This window comes from Pseudobutyrivibrio sp. ACV-2 (assembly GCF_900107545.1).
Classification (GTDB): Bacteria; Bacillota; Clostridia; order Lachnospirales; family Lachnospiraceae; genus Pseudobutyrivibrio.
Genome location: NZ_FNQZ01000008.1, coordinates 23,392 through 43,878 on the forward strand (window position 1 = coordinate 23,392; position 20,487 = coordinate 43,878).

The 20,487-nt window shown below is 41.1% G+C and carries 20 protein-coding genes; 19 read left to right on the forward strand and 1 reads right to left on the reverse strand.

Annotation, left to right across the window (positions count from 1 at the left end; genetic code table 11):
* Positions 1–201 precede the first annotated feature (201 nt).
* The 19 genes from BLV53_RS09730 to BLV53_RS09815 all read left to right on the forward strand — a co-directional run bounded on the left by BLV53_RS09730 (position 202) and on the right by BLV53_RS09815 (position 19,517).
* Positions 202–966, forward strand: a complete 765-nt coding sequence (locus tag BLV53_RS09730) for an ATP-binding protein (protein ID WP_090300328.1) — start codon at positions 202–204, stop codon at positions 964–966.
* 34 nt (positions 967–1,000) lie between these two features.
* Positions 1,001–1,801 (forward strand): acyl-CoA dehydratase activase, encoded by an 801-nt coding sequence (locus BLV53_RS09735; RefSeq protein WP_090300330.1) that lies wholly within the window; start codon positions 1,001–1,003, stop codon positions 1,799–1,801.
* Between the two features lie 69 nt (positions 1,802–1,870).
* A complete protein-coding gene (locus BLV53_RS17050) occupies positions 1,871–2,029 on the forward strand; it encodes a hypothetical protein (RefSeq protein WP_170830817.1) in 159 nt (52 codons plus the stop codon).
* Positions 2,029–2,739, forward strand: coding sequence for a carbon monoxide dehydrogenase (locus tag BLV53_RS09740; RefSeq protein ID WP_090300332.1), 711 nt, complete (start codon positions 2,029–2,031; stop codon positions 2,737–2,739). Before BLV53_RS17050 ends, BLV53_RS09740 begins: the two co-directional genes overlap by 1 nt.
* Before the next feature lie 190 nt (positions 2,740–2,929).
* Positions 2,930–3,274: a hydrogenase maturation nickel metallochaperone HypA gene (locus tag BLV53_RS09745; RefSeq protein ID WP_090300333.1), complete on the forward strand. Its 345-nt coding sequence runs from the start codon at positions 2,930–2,932 to the stop codon at positions 3,272–3,274.
* A gap of 184 nt (positions 3,275–3,458) precedes the next feature.
* Positions 3,459–5,441, forward strand: coding sequence for a methyl-accepting chemotaxis protein (locus tag BLV53_RS09750; protein ID WP_242879076.1), 1,983 nt, complete (start codon positions 3,459–3,461; stop codon positions 5,439–5,441).
* Positions 5,442–5,635: 194 nt separating this feature from the next.
* Entirely contained in the window at positions 5,636–6,073 is a 438-nt protein-coding gene (locus BLV53_RS09755; RefSeq protein WP_242879077.1) for a zf-TFIIB domain-containing protein, read from the forward strand.
* Positions 6,074–6,076: 3 nt separating this feature from the next.
* Positions 6,077–6,940: a DUF5685 family protein gene (locus tag BLV53_RS09760; RefSeq protein ID WP_090300337.1), complete on the forward strand. Its 864-nt coding sequence runs from the start codon at positions 6,077–6,079 to the stop codon at positions 6,938–6,940.
* Positions 6,924–7,568, forward strand: coding sequence for a DnaJ domain-containing protein (locus tag BLV53_RS17740; protein WP_090300339.1), 645 nt, complete (start codon positions 6,924–6,926; stop codon positions 7,566–7,568). Before BLV53_RS09760 ends, BLV53_RS17740 begins: the two co-directional genes overlap by 17 nt.
* A gap of 268 nt (positions 7,569–7,836) precedes the next feature.
* Complete coding sequence (locus BLV53_RS09770; RefSeq protein WP_090300341.1) at positions 7,837–8,217, forward strand: metal-dependent transcriptional regulator; 381 nt, start codon at positions 7,837–7,839, stop codon at positions 8,215–8,217.
* 180 nt (positions 8,218–8,397) lie between these two features.
* Entirely contained in the window at positions 8,398–8,865 is a 468-nt protein-coding gene (locus BLV53_RS09775) for a Fur family transcriptional regulator (RefSeq protein ID WP_090300343.1), read from the forward strand.
* Between the two features lie 348 nt (positions 8,866–9,213).
* Positions 9,214–10,980, forward strand: a complete 1,767-nt coding sequence (gene aspS / locus BLV53_RS09780; RefSeq protein ID WP_090300345.1) for an aspartate--tRNA ligase — start codon at positions 9,214–9,216, stop codon at positions 10,978–10,980.
* Between the two features lie 88 nt (positions 10,981–11,068).
* A complete protein-coding gene (locus tag BLV53_RS09785) occupies positions 11,069–11,935 on the forward strand; it encodes a LysR family transcriptional regulator (protein ID WP_090300347.1) in 867 nt (288 codons plus the stop codon).
* Between the two features lie 136 nt (positions 11,936–12,071).
* Positions 12,072–14,015, forward strand: a complete 1,944-nt coding sequence (locus tag BLV53_RS09790; RefSeq protein WP_090300349.1) for an oxidoreductase — start codon at positions 12,072–12,074, stop codon at positions 14,013–14,015.
* Between the two features lie 253 nt (positions 14,016–14,268).
* On the forward strand, positions 14,269–15,492 hold the full coding sequence (locus tag BLV53_RS09795; RefSeq protein ID WP_090300351.1) for an L-lactate MFS transporter: 1,224 nt from the start codon (positions 14,269–14,271) through the stop codon (positions 15,490–15,492).
* 158 nt (positions 15,493–15,650) lie between these two features.
* Positions 15,651–16,499, forward strand: a complete 849-nt coding sequence (locus BLV53_RS09800; RefSeq protein WP_090300353.1) for a transporter substrate-binding domain-containing protein — start codon at positions 15,651–15,653, stop codon at positions 16,497–16,499.
* Positions 16,500–16,511: 12 nt separating this feature from the next.
* Complete coding sequence (locus tag BLV53_RS09805; RefSeq protein ID WP_090300355.1) at positions 16,512–17,168, forward strand: amino acid ABC transporter permease; 657 nt, start codon at positions 16,512–16,514, stop codon at positions 17,166–17,168.
* 61 nt (positions 17,169–17,229) lie between these two features.
* Positions 17,230–17,982 carry an amino acid ABC transporter ATP-binding protein gene (locus BLV53_RS09810; RefSeq protein ID WP_090300357.1) on the forward strand — a complete coding sequence of 251 codons (753 nt, stop codon included), beginning with the start codon at positions 17,230–17,232 and terminating at the stop codon, positions 17,980–17,982.
* Between the two features lie 23 nt (positions 17,983–18,005).
* On the forward strand, positions 18,006–19,517 hold the full coding sequence (locus tag BLV53_RS09815) for a sodium/proline symporter (RefSeq protein WP_090300359.1): 1,512 nt from the start codon (positions 18,006–18,008) through the stop codon (positions 19,515–19,517).
* On the opposite strand, the gene BLV53_RS09820 is transcribed toward BLV53_RS09815, so the two are convergent.
* Positions 19,509–20,408, reverse strand: a complete 900-nt coding sequence (locus BLV53_RS09820; RefSeq protein WP_090300361.1) for a UbiA family prenyltransferase — start codon at positions 20,406–20,408, stop codon at positions 19,509–19,511. The two genes, BLV53_RS09815 and BLV53_RS09820, sit on opposite strands and share 9 nt — an antisense overlap.
* Positions 20,409–20,487: the final 79 nt, after the last annotated feature.

The window sequence follows — 20,487 nt, forward strand, 5'->3', positions numbered from 1 at the left end:
AAAGTGTGGCAATAATCTTCTGGCGTTTGTACAATACGCATTTTGAATCACAACCTTTTTTAGCCACTATTACCAAAAAAGGTTGTGGTTATTTTTTTGCCTTTTTTACCATATGTGTGGGTGTTATAATTAATATTGCTATTTGGATGGTAGTTGTCTTTATAGCAAAAGGGATATGTAATACAGGGAGAATTATTTGTAATGGAAAAGAAACCTATAGTTTTGGCTGTTGCCGGAAAGGGTGGAGTTGGCAAAACTTCCCTTGCTGCGGTGATGGTTAAATTGTTAGTGGAAGCTTATCCTGATAAAAAAATCTTGGCAATTGATGCAGATCCGGCAGTTGGACTATCCACAGCACTTGGAGTGGAGCCTGAGCTTACTTTGGATGACATTCGCAAGGAAGCTGTAGAGGCTGCTGAAAGGGGCGATGCAGGCGCTACAGTTGAGGTGCTTGGCGAAGCCAGATATCGTATTTTTGATTGCATGATTGAGACAGGTGGCTTTTCTTTTATTGCAATTGGACGTCCAGAAGCGGCTGGCTGTTATTGCAAAATCAATACTTATCTCAAAGAAGTAATCGCTTCAATTTCCGACAATTTTGATTACATTGTTATAGACGGAGAGGCTGGCATTGAACAGATTAATCGTCGTGTCATGGAAAAGGTCACACATCTTGTCCTTGTTACAGATTCCAGCAAAAAGGGGTGTGACGTAATAAAGACTATTAAAAAAGTTGCTGACGATTTGGTTATGTATGAGCAAATTGGAGTGGTAGTAAATCGTGTTCCATCTGAGGATGTTTTGTCATATATGGATTTGGGAAGCATCCCATTTTTAGGCGCCATAGGAGTTGATGCCAATTTGACAGAATGTGACTTAAAGGGCAAATCAGTCCTTGAAATAGTCGATGATACTGCCATCGTAACTGGAATGAAAAAAGCTCTCGCAAAATTAGAGATTATTTAATAAATGACCTTGAGTCATACGAGGAGAATATAAAATGAAATATTTTGGTGGATGTGATTCAGGCTCCACATATACAAAGTGCGTGATTATTGATGAAACTGGTAAGATGGTTGCAAATGTCACTTTGAAGAGTCGTATAAATGCTGTGCTATCCTGCCAGGATGCTCTTGATCAGGCAGTAGCCCAGGTGACAGATTTAAATAGCGCAGAAGATTTAACATATCTTGTAGGTACAGGTTATGGACGTAACAAGGTTCCTTTTGCAGATGAAAATATTTCTGAAATTAGCTGTCACGCCATGGGGGTACACGTTGCTGACCCTACCGTAAAGGCGATAATAGATATTGGTGGACAGGATGTAAAGGGAATCGCAGTTGATAGTGATGGCACAGTTTTAAATTTTGCCATGAACGATAAATGTGCTGCCGGCACAGGCCGATTTTTTGAAGCCATGGCCAGAGCTTTTGAGATGGATTTAGATGAATTTTCAGACCTGTCTCTCAAAGCCAAAAATGTCATTCCAATCACTGCACAGTGTACCGTATTTGCGGAATCAGAAGTTATATCACTTGTGGGAGAAGGCAAGCCGATGGATGAAATTGCGGCGGGAATCCAGCTTTCGGTTGCCAAGCGCTGTTTCGTAATGTCTAAAAAAGCCGGCGCCACTGACAAAATCACGCTCACAGGCGGCTGCGCTAAAAATGCAGGTCTAAAGGCCGCCATCGAAAAAGTTCTAAAGCTAAAAGTAATCGATTTACCAATCGATCCTCAGCTAATGGGTGCACTAGGCGCCGCCGAATTCGCCCGTAAAAAGTGTAATGTTCAGGTTGTTTAGTGAGCGGCTCATAACCTTGGCCTGCGGGAGCACGAAACACTTGGAGCCGCTTAGTAGGGAGATGTATTTATGATAAAGATTTTATTAATTATCGCCATAGTGCTTGTGAGCTTATTTATACTTTCACTGATTGTATATTTCTTCAACCTGGATATGAAGCTCACCAGCGCAATCCAGCCACTTTTGGCAAAGCACTACGATAAGATTAAGCGAGACAGAAAAATCTAATGAAGCTGTATGACGAAAGCATCAAGGAGTTGCTTGGTACCATAGATCTTTCAAAAGCCTGCAGGCTTGATACCGTAAATGCGAATTGGGAGGATGTGGGAGACCACAATCTTATCCTAAGGGCAGATATGGCATTTGAGCTTGGTGGTGGAACTATGCCTGCTGTAAGTATCATGGGAGTCACTGCAAGCAAAGTGTTAGTTCCTTCAGATGAAGTATATTTGATTGGTCCTGACTTAAAGGATATTAAAGAAGACCAGCCCTATGCCAGAATAGCACTTGTGCGTGTGGCGGAAGATAGCCTTGGAGATGGTAATGCACTCTATAATGCTATTAGAAAAATAGAATATGTCAGGTATCATATTAATCCAAAGGGGTACATGACTCGTATCTCAGCAAGAAACAACAGAGAGCCGGTTCGAGTCGCAGCCCAGGCCATAGAGGAGGGCCTAGGATTTGCCCAGGTAGGAAGGCTGTTTTTAGATACCTACCATGAAAATAAAAATATTGAAGCTGTAAAGCTCATATTTATAACTGCAAAAGACATTAATTATAAGGGGATGTCTGAGCATGCAAAGCATTTTGAAGATATCACTGGTGCAATAGACCATATCTTCAAAAATGTGATGATGGATTGTAAAAGCTGCTCACTACAAAAGGTCTGCGACGAAGTCGAAGGCCTGCGGGAGCTGCATTTTTCAGTTCATTAAGTGGGTAAAAGTCTTTTTATTAAAGTAGAAGAAAGTTTTGGCAAGCGCGAGGAGGAAGGCCCTATACCGAATGAGGGGCTACCGCACCGCAATGAGAGTATGGGAGGTGGCCTCCGGGAGCATGAAAACCTAAGAGCTACTTTGATTAAATGCGGCCTAAAGGCTATTTAAAAGAAAAGGAGTATAAGTAATGCATGAATTAGGTATTGTGTTTCATGTAGCAAAACAAGTAGAGGAAGTGGCTGACAAAAATAAAGCAGACCACATTTTAGAGGTGGTATTGTCGATAGGTGAGGTATCTACAGTTATCCCTGACTATCTCATTGATTGCTGGGCCTGGAATGCCAAAAAGTTTCCACGTCTTGAAGGTAGTAAACTAACTTGTGAAACTATCAAGGCTGTGACCTTCTGTGAGGACTGCAAACAGGAATATGAGACAGTTGCCCATGGTAAAACCTGCCCACATTGTGGTAGTGAAAATACCTATCTTGTGACTGGAAATGAAGTCATTTTAAAAGAAGTTATAGCAGATTAATCTAAATCCCACGGCTTAAATGCCTGTGGGATTTTTGCATTATAATTCACATTCTGGGACAAATATCTACATAGAAAAGTCACTATTGTTGTTGGTATCCGTGATAAAATCAAGTTTAGGGCATTGTAATTTAATCTGGGGAGAAATTACACTGTTAACAGTTTGATTTTGAATGGAGGTTAATATGCGAAGAAAAGGGGTATTTTCTAGTGTGAAGGCAAAACTCATCCTGACAATGGTGGTGTTGGCTGCATTGCCACTTATAGCAGCTACAGCAATTAACTATTATAGAACCACCACAACTTCAAAGGCAGAAGCAAAGATTACTCTTGCATGGTCTGCATGGTTTTTAGAGTCAGAGATTAATAAGATTTTTGCAGATACAGAGATTTCGCTTCAAACAATGGCTGCGTCGCCAAATACGATAGAGTTTATTAAAACTGGTGACAGCGGTCCTCAGACGCTGAAGCAGATGCAGGTTATCAATGATTACTTTAATGACGGTAATTCAATTGTTCTCTCCAATGCTGCGGGAAGGATGATTCTTAGAAGTGATGACGGTAACCTTTCAGATGTGTCAGAAAGAGATTATTGGAAAGGCGCTATGACGGGAAAGACAACAGCATCGAAAGTTACAGTGAGTGCCTCCACCAATTCTCGTATTTTATGTTTAGCAGTGCCTGTTTATGATTATGATGGACAAACTATCATTGGTGTTATACACAGAAGCTATGACTTAAGTCAGTTTAGAGCAATCTTGGGTGAAGATGGAGAGGAAGCATTCCTTGTTGATTATGAGGGTACGCTGGCTTGCCATGCATTTTATGATATTGCACCGAATGATGAGCCTGTAAGCTTCGCATCATCACCATATATCACCGACAATTTGGAAAGCGATACCTATAGCAGTAATGCAAGCGGTACTCCAACATATCTTTCATATGTACGAGAGCCTATTACAGGATATATCATCTGTGATGCCATTGCTATTTCTGCAGTTACAAGAAGCGCTCGATTATCAGCTTTGACAACTTTAGTTGTGGGATTAGTTCTTCTTGTTATCGCAGGCATTCTTGCTTACCTTCAGGCAGTAAGCTTTACACTTCCTATTTTGGCAGTTAATAAAACTATTGCAGAACTAGCTGATGGATATTTTACCAAGGTTGATAAATATACTAATCGAAACGATGAATTTGGAGAGATGGTCAATAATACCAACAAATTGATTGATAAGCTTTCTACCATCGTTGGCCATATTAAAAATTCATCAAACACAGTTGCAATTTCATCAGATGAATTGTCGGATATGGCGAGTCAAATTGCAGACACTACAGAAACGGTCGCTACTTCTGTTCAACATATTGCGAGTGGGGCAGTACAGCAGTCTGAAGATATTCAATCTGCAGCTGAAGGAACCACTAGAATCACAGATGCTGTAGGTGGTGTCAAGGATTCTACTATTGAGATGGCAGAATTGGCAAAGAGAATGAAGCAGGCTTCAGAAACATCTACATCTTCACTTGATATCCTCCAGAATTCAAGTAGTGACATGACGACCAAAATTGAAGAGATTTCATCGAGAATTTCTTCTACACAGAATGCAGTTTCAAATATTAATGAACGCGTTGAAGGTATTTCAGGAATTGCATCACAGACTAATTTACTTTCCTTGAATGCTTCTATTGAGGCAGCAAGAGCTGGTGAAATGGGTAAAGGTTTTGCTGTTGTTGCGGAGGAAATTAGAAAGCTTGCAGACGATTCAGATACACTTGCATCGGAAATCAGATCAGAGATGGATGCACTTCTTCAGGAAGCTGAACTGGCTGTAAGTGCTGCATCTCAGGTAATGGAAGGAAATGCTCAACAACAAAAAGCAATTTCTTCTACCTTTGAATCTGTTCAGGGAATGCTTCAGGATATTGATGATACAGTTAAAGGTGTTACAAGGATTTCTTCAGAAGCGGAGACCTGCGTAAATTCAAATTATGCTGTATCAAATGCCATGCATTCACTATCAGCAATTTCTGAAGAGAATGCTGCAGCTTCAGAAACTACCGGGGCATCAGTAGAAGAGCTTTCAGCTACTGTAAGCACATTGGCGGATGCAGCAGCAAATCTAAAGGATATTGCTCTTAAACTAAACGAGGAAATGCAGTTCTTTAAATAAAATATTGACTACTATAAGGCGCCCTTAAATCATCTAAGGGTGCCTTATTTTGCCCAAGATTATAAAGAAATTTCTATTATTCATTAGAACTATAAATCAAATCTTAAACTTTTCTTAAATACAAATCCAAACTGTTGACGGTGGCGCTTTTAAAGTATATTCTCTCTCTATCAAAAGCAATTTGGAGGGGAGCCATGAACAATTTCAGATATAAAATGGCACAGTTTTTTTCAGGTCGAACAGGAATAGATGCCCTTGGACGTACAGTCACTTGGGTAGCATTAATACTTATGCTTCTCACCATGTTCACCCATTCAAACGCCATATATCTTTTAGCAATGGCTTGCCTGGCATACAGCATTTGGAGAATGCTTTCTAAAAACTATCAGAAGCGATATAACGAGAATCAGTTATTCCTTCAAAAGACAGTTAAGATACGAGCTTTTTTTTCAAAGCTTGTTCCAAATGTCAAAACCAAATTTGCCAAGATACAATATGATTTTAATCAAAGAAAAACCTACGCGATATTTAAATGTCCTTCCTGCAAGCAGAAACTTAGAGCACCAAGAGGTAGAGGAAAGATAGAGGTTACCTGCAGTAAATGTCACACAGTGTTTGTGAAGAGGGTGTAGCATTTGTTTGGATACATTAATGTAAATCGGGAGCAACTCTCCGAAGAAGACAAAACAAAATATCAGAGCTTTTATTGTGGCCTTTGCAGACAGCTTGGTAAAAATGCCGGTCTCAAGGCGCAGATGCTTTTAAATTTTGACCTTTGCTTTTTAGGCATACTTCTCCAAAGCTTGTATGAACCCGACATTAATTCCGAAGATTTCAGATGTGTGATACATCCTATCAAAACAAAACATGGTTATTCCAGTGAGGCCATCTCTTACGCAGCCGATATGGATATTATTCTTTCATATCACAGCTTGATGGATCACTATACAGATGAAAATTCAAAGCTTTCAGGCATGGCGGCCAACTCCATTAAAAAGGACTATGACCGAATCGCACAAAAGTATCCAAGACAGGCAAAGGCTGTTGAGGAATACATTAAAAAGCTTTCATATGCAGAAGCATCAAAAGAGACAAATATCGAAAAGGTATCCTGCTACACTGGCGAAATGCTAGGTGAAATATTTAACTGGAAGCAGGATGCATGGGGACAGACCCTTCATTGTATGGGTTATTACATGGGCAAATTCATCTACCTGATGGATGCCTATGATGACATAAAAAAAGACGAAAAAAGAGGTAATTACAATCCTCTTCTTTATTTGAAAAAGGAATCACCAAAGGAGTTCGAGTGTTTTGTGAAGATAAATCTCACATCGCTCATGGCAGAATGTGCCAAATCCTTCGAGAGATTACCTATAGTTGAAAATGCAGATATTCTTAGAAATATTATTTACTCAGGTGTTTGGACCAGATACGAGTATCTGCAGCTTAAAAACAAAAAGGATTTAAAGGAAAAGTGTAATGACAGATCCCTATAGGGTACTTGGTATTTCAAGAGATGCCTCAGAGGACGATATAAAAAAGGCCTACAGAGCACTCAGCAGGAAATACCATCCTGATGCCAATATAAACAATCCAAATAAAGATGCCGCCGAGGAGAAATTCAAAGAAATCCAGGCAGCGTATAATCGAATTATGGATGAACGCCAAAATGGAGGCCCATCCTTCGGCAGTTATGGTAATAGCTATGGAAATAGTTCCTACAGCTATTCAGGTGGATATCAGGATTACTCAAATTCCCAGGCCTCTATGGAAATGCAGGCAGCTGCAAATTACATAAATGCCAGACAGTTTGCTCAGGCAATGAATGTACTTCATTCTATTGATGAGTCACTTAGAAACGGCCAGTGGTATTTTTTCGCCGCTGTAGCTTCGCAGGGAATGGGACACATTAACGATGCCAGAGAATACATCAGAAGAGCAATAGCTCTAGAGCCTGGCAACTTTAGATACAGACAGTTTCAACAGAGCATCGACTGGAGTAACAACTGGTATGAATACAGAGGTCGCTCATATGGCTACACAAGGCCATACACGGGAGTTGTTCGTTGGTGTGCAAGCATGATTTTACTTAATTTGCTGTGCAATATATGCTGTTTCATTTAATTAGTTTATATCTGGGTCATTCGGACCATTCATATATTTTCTCCCTATATCTGCATGTTCTCGCGAATATGCAAAAAGAATCCTCGGGCTTCAGCCACCCGAGGATATTTTTTGAGAAAGGCTGAAGTAAAGCTATTGATTATTATGTATAGTTAGAGTAAACTAACCATAGTTAATTCGGTTGCACAGAAGTTGGAAATGTGATACCCTTTAATAGGTGAGTTGCGTGCAACCAATCTCACCGGTTCCAAATGTAGGAGGTTGTATTTTGAGAACATTTGTAAACGAATCTTCAGAAAATTATCTAGAGACAATATTATTACTTAGTAAGAAATTACCAGTTGTTCGTTCCGTAGATATTGCCAACGAACTAAACTTTAAAAAATCATCAGTCAGCATAGCTATGAAGAATCTTCGTGAGAAGAACCACATCACAGTTACGGATGCTGGATATATCTATCTTACAGACGAAGGCAAGGAAATCGCTGAAATGATTTACGAGCGCCACGAGCTCATCACTGAAATTCTCGTGAAACTTGGCGTAGATGAGGAAATTGCTTCAGAGGATGCATGCCGCATCGAGCACGTCATCAGCAAGGAAAGCTTCAAGGCAGTTCGCGACTATGCAAAAGACAAAATTTTAAAATAGAAATTAAAAAGATTATTCATCCCAGCCCAGACCTATGGGCTGGATTTTATGTTATGCCTTCCCCTTGAGGGAAGAGATGATGCTTTAGCATTATCTGCCACCCCGGCGAGGGGGAAGGTGCCCGAAGGGCGGATGAGGTGTTAAACCTAGAAAATTGAGGTAGTATTAGGAGATACAATTATGGATTTAGCAGTTAACAACCTAGAGCAAAGAGATATGATAGTACAGCAGCTTCGCGAGGCAGGCTGTCGTATCACAAAGCAGCGTTTAACAGTTTTAGATATCATACTTAATTCCGACCCATCATGCGTAAAAGAAATCTACCGCGAGGCAGTAAAAGTAGACAAAAACATCGGTAGTGCGACAGTATATCGTATGGTAAACACCCTAGAGGAAATCGGGGTCATAAACCGTAAAAATATGTATCAGGTAGATTGCTCAATCTGTGAGAACCACTGTCCAGACGAAGACTGTGACACCTCATGTCCGGGAGGCAGCTGCCTAGCCTGCGAGACCAACGTAGTAGTCACCCTCGACGACGACTCCAAAATCGTCCTCAACCGCGACGAACTCAAAAACCTTCTTTACGAAGGCCTAAAGGCTACCGGCCGCATCGGCGACCACTCCATAAAGCGTTTGGCGATGTAGCCCCGCGTTGTCATCGTAGAGTTTATGACACACATTTTTTGATAAGTACCACAGGCCAATGAGCCAAGCCGAACTGTAATGTAGCACTAGTTTTCATGAGTATAGCGAAAGCGATATGAAAACTAGTGCTACATTATGGTTTGGCTTGGCGGACCTGGAAAAATGATGCTTTTCATGAGTATAGCGAAAGCAATATGAAAAATGGTGATTCTATACGGTTAGTCTCGGCGGACTAGGGTGTATGACATATTTGGGATATTGATAATTTAAAGGTCTTGATGTATTATTAAAGGGCTGTTTAGCATTAGCTAAACAGCCCTATGTTGTTTTAGAAAAGAGGAGATAAACATGACTCAGTCACGTACACACAACTGTAACGAGCTCCGTCTTTCAGACGCAGGCAAGCAGGTTACATTAGTTGGTTGGTTCGAAAACATTAGAAAGGTGTCAAAGAATCTCGGATTCGTTATCCTTCGTGATTTCTATGGCACTACCCAGATAGTAGTGGAGACAGAAGAGATGATGGCTGTTATCGATTCTGTTAATAAGGAGTCTACAATCTCTGTAACTGGTGAGGTTCGTGAGCGTTCTTCTAAGAACACTGAGCTTCCAACAGGCGAAATCGAGGTTGTTCCTACATCAATTGAAGTTCTTGGTAAGTGTACTCACAACGAGCTCCCATTTGAGATTAATCGTTCAAAGGAAGCTGATGAGAACACTCGTCTCAAATATCGTTATCTTGACCTTCGTAATCCAGAGGTTAAGAGCAAAATTATCCTTCGTAGCAAAATCGTTGCAGAGCTTCGTAGCGCAATGATTGCTCACGATTTCATGGAGATTACCACTCCAATCCTTACATGCTCATCACCTGAGGGAGCACGTGATTACCTTGTTCCAGCACGTAATCACCCAGGCAAATTCTATGCCCTTCCACAGGCACCACAGCAGTTCAAGCAGATTCTTATGGCATCTGGTTTTGATAGATATTTCCAGATTGCACCATGTTTCCGTGATGAGGATGCCAGAGCTGACCGTTCTCCAGGAGAGTTCTACCAGCTTGATATGGAGATGGCATTTGCTTCACAGGAAGATATCTTTGCAGTAGTTGAAGATGTACTTCCACCTATCTTTGCAAAATACGGCGTTTATAATACAGCTTCTACAGCTCCATTTGTACGCATCCCATATCTTGAGGCTATGGACAAATACGGTTCTGACAAGCCAGACCTTCGTATTGATTTAGTTCTTCAGGATGCTACAGAAGTTATGGCTGATTGCGGCTTTGGCCCATTCGAGGGCAATGTAGTTAAGGCTATCGTTGTTGATAATCTTACAGCTACACGTAAGCAGATTGATGCTATGATTGCTGAAGTAGAGGTTGCTACAGCTCAAAAGACATACTGGTTCAAGCTCGATGAGAACGGCGAAATCGTTGGTGGTATCGCTAAGTTCCTTCAGGAGAGAAAGCAGGCTGTTATTGATGCACTTTCACTTAAGCCAGGTGATTTTGTAGGTCTTGCTGCAGGTCCACTTCTTGTTGCTCAGAAGACTGCTGGTGTATTCAGAAAGCTTCTTGGTGCAGCAGCTGAGGGGCACATGAGAAAGGATACATATGAGTTCTGCTGGATTGTAGATTTCCCTATGTACGAAATCGGCGAGGAGTCAGGCGAGCTTGAGTTCTGCCACAACCCATTCTCTATGCCACAGGGTGGAATGGACGCTCTTAAGAAACAGGAGCCTCTTGATATCTTAGCTTACCAGTACGACTTAGTATGTAACGGTGTTGAGCTTTCATCAGGTGCTATCCGTAACCACGACCCTGAAATCATGATTGAGGCATTCAAGCTTGTAGGTCTTGGTGAGGACGATGTTAAGGCTAAATTCCCAGCTATGTACAACGCATTCACATATGGTGCACCACCACACGGCGGTATCGCTCCTGGTGTTGATAGAATGATCATGCTTATCGCTGGTGAGGAATCAATCCGTGAGATTATTCCATTCCCAATGAATAAGAACGCTCAGGATATCATGATGGATGCTCCAGCTACAGTAGATCAGAAGCAGCTTGACGATGTTCATATCGCAATCGTTATGCCAAAAGAAGAAAACTAATATAATTTTTCTTGCCCCTTGTGTTAAAAGCAAGGGGCTTTTGTTATTATAGAGGTAGAAACTGTTGGTATGCACCCAGGAGAAGTCTATGGATGTTAAAGATATACACTCCTTTATGGAGTGCTACGAAACACGAAGCATAAACAAAGCGGCAAAATCCCTATACATCAGCCCACAAGGCTTAGGAAAGCTATTAGACAGGCTTGAGCATGAGCTTAGAGCACCGCTGTTTGATCGTACAAAGCAAGGCCTAATTCCCACAGAGGCGGGAGTATTCTTATATGACAAAAGCCAAAAGCTTCTTACAGATATGCAGGAAATTGAGCAGGGATTAGAGCTTATCCGAAACAAGAAAAAGACTTTTCATATAGGGTATTCCTGTGGCTTGATACGCATGCTGCCCATGAAAAAAATGGAAGCCTTCCAGGCCGCCTTCACAGGAAATGACATCATTTGGGATGAAGGCTCCAATCAGGATGTAAAGGACAGGCTGGTAAAAGGACAGCTTGATATAGCGCTTGTAATCGGACGAGTCGCAGCCACGGACTTTGTGGAAAAAGAGGTCTCTAGCAAGCAGATGTGCGCAGTCGTCCCAAGTAACCATCCTCTTTATGACAAAGATTCTATTCAAATTAGGGATTTAAAGGATGAGCAGCTCATCACCTTAAACGAAAAATACCAATCCTACACCAACCTCTTAAATACCTGTGAAAGAGAGGGCTTTTATCCAAATATCAGGGCAAAAACAATGGAAGCGGCCATGATTTATGAATTTGTGAGTGAAGGGCTTGGAATAGGAATAGATGTAGATATTCATAGTAAAGACAGCTTGTCGGACAGATTTAAGCTTATCCCTATAGCAGATGGAATACCATGGTCTGTATATGTGGCCTATAATAATAACAATCAAAATAATCCATTAATTAAGTGTTTTTTGGATATGTTTATAGAGTAATTCTAGAAGGTGCAAACTATTGGTTTGCACCTTCTATTTTTTTGTTGATAGAAGGGTGACTTCATAGGGTGTTAAAATATTCACAAGTAAAAACGTTATATTTTTAACAATGTACGGGTAAAAGGAGGAAGTTTAAATGGTTAGAAAGTATCCACATCTTACCAGCCCAATCACTATTGCAGGCGTTACATTTAGAAACAGAATGTTCTCAGCACCTATGGGTGGAACAGATATCACAAATGATGGCTGTATCGGCCCTAAGTCTACAGCATTTTATGAGCTTCGCTCAAAGGGTGGCGCAGCAGCAGTTACAGTATCAGAGTGCATGGTTCATGAATCTGATGGAAGTCATGCTTATAGACTTAACCCAGCTATCTTAAATTCACTTGCATGTGCAACATACACAGCAGACGCAATCAGACGTCATGGCGGAATGCCTTCACTTGAGCTTTCACATTCAGGAATGTTTGCCGGTACATACATGACTGACAAGTCAAAGCAGAAGAGCCTAAAGCAGTGGGGTCCGATGGACACAGTTAGACCTGACGGCGTAGAAGTTCAGGGCATGACAAAAGAAATGATTGATGAAATCGTAAAGTCATATGGTGATGTGGCTGCCATGGCAAAACGTGCTGGCTTTGAGATGATTATGATTCATGGTGGACACGGTTGGTTAATCAATCAGTTCCTTTCACCACTTTTCAACCAGAGAACTGATGAGTACGGCGGAAGTCTTGAAAATCGTTGTAGACTTGCAAAAGAAATTCTTGCATCCGTACGTGAAGCAGTTGGCCCACGTTTCCCAATCGAGTTTAGAATGTCAGGCTCTGAATTCTGCGAAGGTGGCTATGGACTTGAAGAGGGTATCGAAATTGCAAAGCAGCTTGAGTCTTATGTAGATATTCTTCATGTATCAGCTGGAACCTATCAGAAGACATTTGGCATTACACATCCATCTATGTTTGAGGAACACGGACGAAATGTTTTCCTTGCAGCAGAGATTAAAAAGCATGTGTCAGTTCCAGTAGCAACACTTGGTGGTCTAAATGACCCGGCACAGATGGAAGAAATCATTGCAACTGGCAAGGCTGATATCGTATACATGGGACGTGCCCTTCTTGCAGATCCATATCTTCCACAGAAGGTTACAGAAAATCGTGATGATGAAATTGTTCGCTGCCTGAGATGCTTTACATGTATGGCAGAAAGAGCTGCTACATCAACTAGACGTTGTACTGTAAATCCTCTTATCGGACGTGAGATTGAAGGTGATGAGGTTGCATTAGCTCCTGTTAAAAAGAAAGTGATTGTAGCAGGTGGTGGTCCAGGTGGACTTTACGCTGCATATACAGCTGCTCGTCGCGGTCATCAGGTTATCCTTTGTGAAAAGGAAGCAGAGCTTGGCGGAATCCTTAAGAGTGAGCAGGCTATTTCTTTTAAATATGAGATGTACCAGCTTACAGCCACATATGAGAAGCTTGCCAGAAAGGCAGGGGTTGAGATTCGTCTTAACACAGAGGTAACAAAGGAATATGTTGAGAAAGAAAATGCAGATGCTCTTATAATCGCAGTTGGTTCTACTCCACTTGTTCCACCAATTCCAGGTCTTGATGGAGACAATGTAGTTGTTGTAAATAATTACTACAAGGAAAAAGAAAAGGTTGGCGATAATGTAGTTGTTATGGGTGGCGGCCTTGCAGGTTGTGAGTGTGCTGTTCACCTTGGACAGGAAGGCAAGAAGGTTTCTATCATCGAAATGAGAGATGCTCTTGCTCCAGATGCAAATGTAAGACATCGTCCACTTCTCCTTAAGGAAATTGATAAGTATGTAGATGTTCACACAGGACTTAAGGCTGTAAAGGTTACAGCTGATGGTGTTCTTTGCGAGGATAAAGACGGAAATGAAGTTATGGTTGAAGGCGCAAGCGTAATCTGTGCATTAGGACAGCGTTCACGCACTGATGTTGTGGAAAAGCTTTTAGATGCAGCTCCATTTGTTCGTGTAATCGGAGATGCTGCAAAGGTTTCTACAATCACCAATGCAGTTTACTGGGGATATCACGCTGCGTTGGATATCTAGATAATATAGGCTGTGTTCATCTTGTTACGGTAACAATCTTGATATTGCTACAGTCGGCTAGGGATGCCTCCTTTAAGCAATATCAAGATTGATACCTATGTTTGCAATATTCGACAAGTATTGCGCAACGTAAAAAAATGAAATTTTCGCTTACGTGGATAAAATGATATCTATATACTTTAAGTGAGCGGCGGTAGTACGCTATTGATAGCGCACGTAAGCACCGCGGACTATATTATTCAAAGGAGAAAATATGAATTTAGACAAGAAAAGATGGATTATTCTATGTGCCGGATGTTTTATTAATCTGTGCCTCGGCTCTATCTATGCATGGAGCGTTTTCTCTGCTGCTATGGCTGAGTACTTCAACACTTCACTTGGAATGAATGTAACTCCAGGTGATCTTGCCATCGTATATACGATAGCAAATTCAGTTGGTCCTATCACCATGATTTCTGGTGGCTGGTTCAACGACAAAATTGGTCCAAAGAAGGTTATCCTTGTGGGGGGTATCATGTGGGGACTTGGAATGTTCCTTTCAGGTTTTGCCATAAGCGTAGGCTTCCTTATTTTCACATACGGTATTATTGGTGGTCTTGGACTTGGTATGGCTTACGGTAGCACAATTTCAACCTGCGTTAAGTTCTTCCCAGATAAGAGAGGTCTTATCGGTGGTGTAACAACAGCTGTTTATGGTATGAGTTCTGTAATTCTTCCTCCTATCGTAACAAAGGTTGTAGCAGCAACAGATGCCACATTCGCATTCAAGGCTGTAGGTATCGTATTCCTTGTACTTATTGCAGTCTCATGCTTATTCCTTGAGCAGTGTCCAGAGGGCTACAAGCCAGCTGGATGGCAGCCAGCAGTAGTTGCAGGCGGCGCAGCACCAAAGAACATGGATTGGAAGGAAATGCTTAAGACTCCAGTGTTCTATGTAATGCTGCTTCTTCTTACATGTGGTGCATTCTCAGGAATGATGGTTATTTCTCAGGCTAAGTCAGTAGCTTCATTTATGATTGGCGAAGCTACAGCAGCACTTGCTGTTTCAGTCCTTGCACTTTTCAATGCACTTGGTCGTATTGCAGCAGGTACTCTTTCAGATAAAATAGGTCGAATCAATACACTTGCACTTGCTTGTGTACTTGGAGCTGTTGGACTTATCTTACTTTACTTCACAGGCGAAGGCGCAGTAGCACAGTTCTACGTAGGACTTTCAGTAGTAGGTATCAGCTTTGGTTCCTTCATGGGTGTTTACCCAGGCTTCACAGCTGACCAGTTTGGACCAAAGAACAACTCAGTAAACTACGGTATCATGTTCATCGGCTTTGCCCTTGCAGGATACTTTGGACCACAAATCATGAGAAACACATTTGCATCAACAGGTGCTTATGCAAATGCATTCCTTATTGCATGTGCATTCTCTGTAGTTGGTGTTGTATTCACATTTATTTATAGAGCATTAGCAAAGAAAAACTAATATAATTAAACAAATGGCTGGTCGATTTTGACCAGCCTATTTTTTTGCTCAAAACAGAGAATTTATTAAGTTTAGGTTTACATTTATGATTTAGTATGATAAAGTGATAAAGAAATAAAGTATAGCAAATTATCAAAGAAAATAGAGGAGAGTTGAATATGAAGAAAAGAATATTAGCAGGATTATTAACAGCTGTTATGTCTATGTCACTTGTTGCTTGTGGTTCATCAGCTAGCAACACAGCAGCATCTGATAGCGCATCTAGCGATACTGCAGCCTCTGCAGCAGAGGAGTCGGCAGACAGCGATGTGGCATACATTCAGGACAAGGGCACACTTATCGTTGGTATTACAGATTTTGCTCCAATGGATTACAAAGACGACAATGGGGAGTGGATCGGATTTGATGCTGATGTTGCGCGTAAAGTGGCAGAGTCTTTGGATGTAGATGTAGAGTTTGTTGAGATTGACTGGGACAATAAAATCCTTGAGCTTGAAAACAAATCAATCGATGTAGTATGGAACGGTATGACACTTACACCTGAGGTTACAAGTGCAATGGAAACTACAAATGCTTATTGCAACAACGCACAGGTTGTAGTAGTAAATGCAGATGTTGCTGACGACTATCAGGATGTTGACTCATTAGCAGACCTTAGTGTTGCAGTAGAGTCTGGTTCGGCAGGTGAGGCAGCAGCAAATGAGAACGGATTAAATGCTATTGCTGTAAAGTCTCAGTCTGATGCAGTTATGGAAGTGGCAGCAGGTACATCTGATGCATGTATCATCGACCTTCTCATGGCAGGCGCTATGGTTGGCGAGGGCACAAGCTATCCAGATCTTACACACACAGTTGAGCTTACTACAGAGGAATACGGCATTGGTTGCCGCAAGGGCTCTGATTTAGCAGCTTATATCAATGAACAGCTTAAGGCTTTATATGATGATGGCACTTTGGAAGAAATCGGTACAGAATACGGCGTACAGGATGCCATAGTAGCACAGTAGGATGGTATAAAAATGTTTTCAACAGTAACGATGTCACTATTTGAGGGTTTCTTAGGAACCCTCAAATTGTTTTCTCTAACCTTGCTTTTTGCACTTCCACTTGGTCTTGTAATCAGCTTTGGTTCAATGAACAAAAATATTATTCTGAGAGGCCCTATCAGGTTTTTAATATGGATTGTCCGTGGCACACCTTTGATGCTGCAGCTTCTTATTATATTTTACGGGCCTGGTATTTTCCTTGGTGTAAATGTATGGGGCTCAGGAGATGCGGGCAGATTCACAGCAGCTCTAGTTGCATTTGTGATTAACTACGCCTGCTATTTCAGTGAGATTTTCCGAGGCGGCATTCAGTCTATTCCAAAGGGACAGTACGATGCAGCAGCGGTCCTTGGTCTCACTAAAAGCCAGACCTTCTTTAAGATAGTGCTTTTACAGGTGATAAAGCGTATCGTTCCACCTATCTCAAATGAAATCATCACTCTTGTAAAGGATACTTCCCTTGCCAGAGTTATAGCTTTCTATGAGATTATCTGGGAAGGTGAGCGCTTCATAAAGAGTGCAGGTATCATTTGGCCATTATTCTATACAGGTGTTTTCTACCTGATATTCAGCGGTCTTTTGACACTATTATTTGGCTACATCGAAAAGAAACTAGATTATTTTAAATAAACCAAGCCATCCGTATTTACGAATCAGGATGGAGGCCTAATTAGGCCGGATGAGGATCCACATGGCAATTTTAGAAGTTAATAACATTAAAAAGAAATTTGATAATACAGAAATCCTAAAGGGAATTTCCTTTTCCATGGAAAAAGGCCAGACACTTTCCATTTTAGGAAGCTCAGGCTCGGGCAAGACAACACTACTTCGTTGTCTGAACTTCCTTGAGACTCCAGATGAAGGCACCATTACAGTAAATGGAAATCTTTTATACGATGGGAAAGAAGGCCTAAAAAGGGGAGAGGATTTAAGAGAAAAACGACTTCACTTTGGAATGGTTTTTCAGCAGTTTAATCTGTTTCCTCAGTACACAGCCTTAGAAAATGTTATCCTTGCACCAAAGCTTGAGGCAAATGGGAAAAGCACTGAGGAAATAATAGAAAACGGTAAAATGCTACTTGAAAAAATGGGACTTGCTGACAGGATGAACAATTATCCACATCAGCTGTCAGGCGGACAGCAGCAGCGAGTTGCCATAGCAAGAGCTTTGGCATTGCATCCAGATATTCTTTGCTTTGATGAGCCTACCTCAGCCCTTGATCCAGAGCTGACAGGGGAAGTTCTAAAGGTCATCAAGGAACTTGCAAGCCAACACACCACCATGATTATTGTTACCCATGAAATAGGCTTTGCAAAGGATGTTTCCGATGAAATAATATTTATGGATGGGGGAGTAATAGCAGAGCAGGGTACTCCGGCTCAGGTTATTGACAACCCAACAAACGAACGCACGCGACAATTTTTATCAAACTATAACAAATAATTTATCAACAGAAGGGAGAGATAATGAACACAGTTTGTATTGTAATTGCAATTCTGGTTTACCTGGCAGCCCTCCTAATCATGGGAGTCAGCTTTGCAAAGGAAAACAACACCGTAGATGATTATTATCTGGGTGGCAGAAAGCTGGGACCTTTTGTAACAGCCATGAGTGCCGAGGCATCTGATATGTCATCATGGCTTCTTATGGGACTTCCTGGTATTGCCTATGCGGCAGGAATATGTGACGTATTCTGGACAGCACTTGGACTTGGAATAGGCACATATTTGAACTGGCTTTTAGTAGCCAAGAGACTTCGTAAGTACTCAGAAAAAAATAATTCTGTTACAGTGCCGGATTTCTTCGAACATCGATTCAGAGACAAGAGCCATGCTCTTATGGTGATTTCATCAGTAATCATCGTAGTATTTTTCATTCCATATGTAGGTTCAGGCTTTGCAGCTTGCGGAAAGCTTTTCTCATCATTGTTTGGACTTGATTACACTGTAGCAATGCTTGCATCTGCAGCTGTCATCGTAGGCTATACTGCCACAGGTGGTTTCCTTGCAGCATCTACCACAGACTTTGTACAGTCCATCATTATGACCATCGCACTTGTAGCAGTAGTTGGCTTTGGACTTCACACAGTAGGCGGTATTGAAACTGTTAGCATCTATAGTATGTCATTAGATGGCTATATTGATCTTCTTGGTTTCCATGATTTCGCCACAGGTAGCCGCGTTTCTTACGGTGGAATTATCACTATTATTTCTACAATGGCTTGGGGACTTGGATATTTTGGAATGCCACATATCCTTCTTAGATTTATGGCTATTGAGGACCCTGAGAAAATTAAGCTTAGCCGTAGAGTTTCTACAATCTGGGTATTCATCGCAATGGGAGTTGCAATCTTCATTGGTGTTATGACACGTACAATGGTACATGCTGGTGTCATTGGAGAACTTGCAGATTCAGAGAGAGCTATTATTTCAATAGCACAGACACTTTCAGAGACAGGTATTCCACAGGCACTTTTAGCTGGTGTCATCCTAGCAGGAATTTTGGCCTGCACCATGTCTACATGTGACTCTCAGATGCTTGCAGCTTCATCATCAGTATCTGAAAATATCATCCATGAAACGCTTGGAGTTCAGCTTTCTGAGCACATGCAGATGGTTCTTGCCAGAGTGGTACTTATCGTGATTTCAGCAATTGGAATCTTTATTGCAAGAGACCCAAACAGCTCTGTATTCATGATTGTTTCATTCGCTTGGGCTGGTTTCGGTGCAGCTTTCGGTCCTGTTATGCTTTTAGCATTATTCTGGAAGAGAGCAAACCGCTTTGGAGCAATCGCAGGAATGCTTGGCGGCGGTGCCATGGTATTCCTTTGGAAATTTGTAATCAAGCCAATGGGCGGTATATTTGGAATCTACGAGCTTCTTCCAGGATTTATCGTTGGACTAGTCCTTTGTGTGGTAGTAAGCTTGCTTACAGAAGCACCATCAAAGGAAATTGTTGAGGAATTTGAATCAATATAATAGTCCAATCAAAATTGATACAAAGTATGCAGAATTAATAATTACATAGTTTTTTATTGAGCAGATAAAGGTTTTCTCTTTTATCTGCTCTTTTTTAAATGTGTTTATATTTTTTTGAACAGGGATAAGAGACAGTAAAAATACCAGGCTAAGTGGGCTCAACATTCTAAAAATAACCATGAGTACTACAGAAATGTAGCAACCATAATAGAGACCTGCGAAAAGCTTTACTGCAGCTTTTTGTCCGATGTAGTGTACAAGAGTAAGCCTGTGGACTGCCTCGTCCTTTTTTAAATCACAGGTATTGTTGGCAAGCATTATGTTTGCTGTGGTAAATGTCATGACCAGTGAAAACAGGAAAAAGCTTATTAGAGGTACCACCTGAAGTGAAAGACTGATGGTCTTTAAAGACAGGGTGAGTGTCAGATAGTAATCAGGATTATTGATGTAAAGCATCAAAAATGGAATAAACATTCCATATGCAATCCCCGAGAAAAGCTCTCCAAGAGGAATCCTAGAAATAGGGATAGGTCCAAAGGTATAAAATATTCCAAGCATAAAGCAGAAAGCTCCAAGTAGCAGCACCACGATGCCAGTTTTGTAAGCAAGGTACAGCCCCAGTATGGTGCTGATGCAAAGCATACTGATGATAGCCACAAATGCTTTGGACCTTGGAATAGGCAGCATTTCAGGATAGTCCTTGCTATCTATGTAGTTGTTTATGCCTGTTGTGGTCAGGTCAAAAATAAACATAGACAGGAAGAAAACTATCATAAGAGGGGCATTTATAGGCTGTCGGGTAAAGATAATAAATGCCAGTGTGTTACAAAATGCATATAAACTTGTTATTTTTGTCTGAATTTCTACAAATTTTAAGAATCGTCCAACCATAGTCAATCTCCTTGATTAATTCTAATCCCAAAAACTGAAAAAAGTGTGAAAAACTGTTAATATTCATTGAAAAAAACCT

What these genes read in the sequence shown, in the direction of transcription:
- BLV53_RS09730 (WP_090300328.1), top strand. Translation starts at nt 202, where the DNA reads ATGGAAAAGAAACCTATAGTTTTGGCTGTTGCCGGAAAGGGTGGAGTT.
- BLV53_RS09735 (WP_090300330.1), top strand. Translation starts at nt 1,001, where the DNA reads ATGAAATATTTTGGTGGATGTGATTCAGGCTCCACATATACAAAGTGC.
- BLV53_RS17050 (WP_170830817.1), top strand. Translation starts at nt 1,871, where the DNA reads ATGATAAAGATTTTATTAATTATCGCCATAGTGCTTGTGAGCTTATTT.
- BLV53_RS09740 (WP_090300332.1), top strand. Translation starts at nt 2,029, where the DNA reads ATGAAGCTGTATGACGAAAGCATCAAGGAGTTGCTTGGTACCATAGAT.
- BLV53_RS09745 (WP_090300333.1), top strand. Translation starts at nt 2,930, where the DNA reads ATGCATGAATTAGGTATTGTGTTTCATGTAGCAAAACAAGTAGAGGAA.
- BLV53_RS09750 (WP_242879076.1), top strand. Translation starts at nt 3,459, where the DNA reads ATGCGAAGAAAAGGGGTATTTTCTAGTGTGAAGGCAAAACTCATCCTG.
- BLV53_RS09755 (WP_242879077.1), top strand. Translation starts at nt 5,636, where the DNA reads ATGAACAATTTCAGATATAAAATGGCACAGTTTTTTTCAGGTCGAACA.
- BLV53_RS17740 (WP_090300339.1), top strand. Translation starts at nt 6,924, where the DNA reads ATGACAGATCCCTATAGGGTACTTGGTATTTCAAGAGATGCCTCAGAG.
- BLV53_RS09775 (WP_090300343.1), top strand. Translation starts at nt 8,398, where the DNA reads ATGGATTTAGCAGTTAACAACCTAGAGCAAAGAGATATGATAGTACAG.
- aspS (WP_090300345.1), top strand. Translation starts at nt 9,214, where the DNA reads ATGACTCAGTCACGTACACACAACTGTAACGAGCTCCGTCTTTCAGAC.
- BLV53_RS09785 (WP_090300347.1), top strand. Translation starts at nt 11,069, where the DNA reads ATGGATGTTAAAGATATACACTCCTTTATGGAGTGCTACGAAACACGA.
- BLV53_RS09790 (WP_090300349.1), top strand. Translation starts at nt 12,072, where the DNA reads ATGGTTAGAAAGTATCCACATCTTACCAGCCCAATCACTATTGCAGGC.
- BLV53_RS09795 (WP_090300351.1), top strand. Translation starts at nt 14,269, where the DNA reads ATGAATTTAGACAAGAAAAGATGGATTATTCTATGTGCCGGATGTTTT.
- BLV53_RS09800 (WP_090300353.1), top strand. Translation starts at nt 15,651, where the DNA reads ATGAAGAAAAGAATATTAGCAGGATTATTAACAGCTGTTATGTCTATG.
- BLV53_RS09805 (WP_090300355.1), top strand. Translation starts at nt 16,512, where the DNA reads ATGTTTTCAACAGTAACGATGTCACTATTTGAGGGTTTCTTAGGAACC.
- BLV53_RS09810 (WP_090300357.1), top strand. Translation starts at nt 17,230, where the DNA reads ATGGCAATTTTAGAAGTTAATAACATTAAAAAGAAATTTGATAATACA.
- BLV53_RS09815 (WP_090300359.1), top strand. Translation starts at nt 18,006, where the DNA reads ATGAACACAGTTTGTATTGTAATTGCAATTCTGGTTTACCTGGCAGCC.
- BLV53_RS09820 (WP_090300361.1), bottom strand. Translation starts at nt 20,408, where the DNA reads ATGGTTGGACGATTCTTAAAATTTGTAGAAATTCAGACAAAAATAACA.